The sequence below is a fragment of the Pseudorhodobacter sp. genome (genome assembly GCF_030452865.1).
Taxonomy (GTDB): domain Bacteria; phylum Pseudomonadota; class Alphaproteobacteria; order Rhodobacterales; family Rhodobacteraceae; genus Pseudorhodobacter.
Genome location: NZ_JAKDLJ010000561.1, coordinates 1 through 1,785 on the forward strand (window position 1 = coordinate 1; position 1,785 = coordinate 1,785).

Sequence of the window (1,785 nt, forward strand, 5' to 3'; positions counted from 1 at the left end):
GAGCGCGGTCAGGAACAGCAAAATCCCCCCTGCAATGCGAAAGGCCGACATCGAGATGCCGATGAAGCCCAGAACCGCCTCACCCAAAAGGCCGAACAGCGTCAGAATGCCGATCCCGATCAGGCAGGCATGCAGACCGATGGTCCGCCGCTGCTCAGACGACATCCCGGGGGTCAGGGCGATGAACAACGGGATCAGCGCCGGGGGGTCGATCACGACGAACAAGGTCGCAAAAGCCGTGATCAGGAATGCGCTTTCCACCGGTTCTCCCTTCATGGATAAAGGCACTGTCGCCTGTCTTCATCTTGGTTCAAATACCTGATAGACAATTTTCGACGAAAATTCGCAAAGATTCAGGCGGCAGTTTCCAGCTTTTCCTGCGCGCGCAGCCACATGGCCTCCGCCCGGTCCAACCCTTCCATCACCTCGGCGTATTTCTTCTGCCAGGTCTCCATCTCTCCCAACCGCTCAGGCTCATAAAGTGCCGGATCGGCCAGCTTTTTCGCCAGTTTGTCGCGCATATGGTTCAGCTTTTCCAAACGCTCTTCACATTTGCGCACATCGGCGCGCAAACTCAACACCTCATCACGGCTGACTTTTCGCGGCGTGGCAACCGGTTTTGCCGGTTTGGCATCCTCATCCCCTGCCAACAACTGCCGCCGATACGCCTCCAGATCCTGCGTATAGGGTGCGACTGCCCCCCCTTTGATCAGCCAGAGCCGGTCTGCCACCAGCCCCAGCAGGTGCATGTCATGGCTGACCAGAATGACAGCACCGGAATAGGTGGTCAATGCCTCCACCAATGCCTCGCGGCTTTCCATGTCGAGGTGGTTGGTCGGCTCGTCCAGAATCAGCAGATGCGGCGCATCCAAAGTCGCCAGCAGCAGTGACAATCGCGCCTTCTGTCCGCCTGACAACCGCCCGACCACGGTTTCCGCTTGATCGGCGAGCAATCCAAACCCCGCGAGACGCGCGCGTAAACGAGGTTGACCTTCGGCGGGCCGCACCCTTTGCAAGTGCTGCAACGGGGTTTCATCAATGAACAATTCATCGACCTGATGCTGCGCAAAATAGCCGATCCGCAGCTTGCTGCTTTGCGTCATCTTGCCAATGCTTGGTTTGAGTTTACCTGCCAACAGCTTGGCCAGCGTGGATTTTCCTTCACCATTGCGCCCCAGCAACGCGATGCGGTCATCCTGATCAATCCGCAACGACAGGTTGCGCAACACGGGCGGGCCACCATAGCCGACAGCCACCCCATCCAGATTGATGATCGGGGGCGACAATTCCTCCGGTTCAGGGAAAGTGAACACCTGTTTGCGCGCCTCTTCGGGCGGGGTGATGGTTTCCATCTTTTCCAGCATCTTCACCCGGCTTTGCGCCTGCACGGCTTTGCTGGCCTTGGCCTTGAAGCGGTCAACGAACGACTGCAAATGCGCCCGCCGCGCCTCTTGCTTCTTGGCCTCGGCCTGCAAGACCGCACGGCGTTCGGCCATTTGCCGGGCGAACTGGTCATAGGGGCCGGTCCAATAGGTCAGCTTCTTTTCATCCAGATGCAAAATCCCCTGAACCGCGCGGTTGAGCAGCCCGCGGTCGTGGGAAATGATGATCACCGTATGCGGGTATTTCGCCAGGTAACTTTCCAGCCACAACGCGCCTTCCAGGTCGAGGTAGTTCGTCGGTTCATCGAGCAGCAGGAAGTCAGGTTGCGCAAACAGCACCCCCGCCAGCGCCACCCGCATCCGCCACCCGCCCGAGAAATCCGAACAGGGCCGCAATTGTGCC

2 protein-coding genes are annotated in these 1,785 nt (G+C 58.9%); both read right to left on the reverse strand.

Going from position 1 to position 1,785, the window contains the following annotated elements:
* Window positions 1–276 (reverse strand): MarC family protein (locus tag L0H65_RS19405; protein WP_301460827.1); only part of this gene is annotated, 276 nt, incomplete at its 3' end.
* 77 nt (window positions 277–353) lie between these two features.
* A partial coding sequence (locus L0H65_RS19410) for an ABC-F family ATP-binding cassette domain-containing protein (protein ID WP_301460828.1) occupies window positions 354–1,785 on the reverse strand: 1,432 nt, incomplete at its 5' end.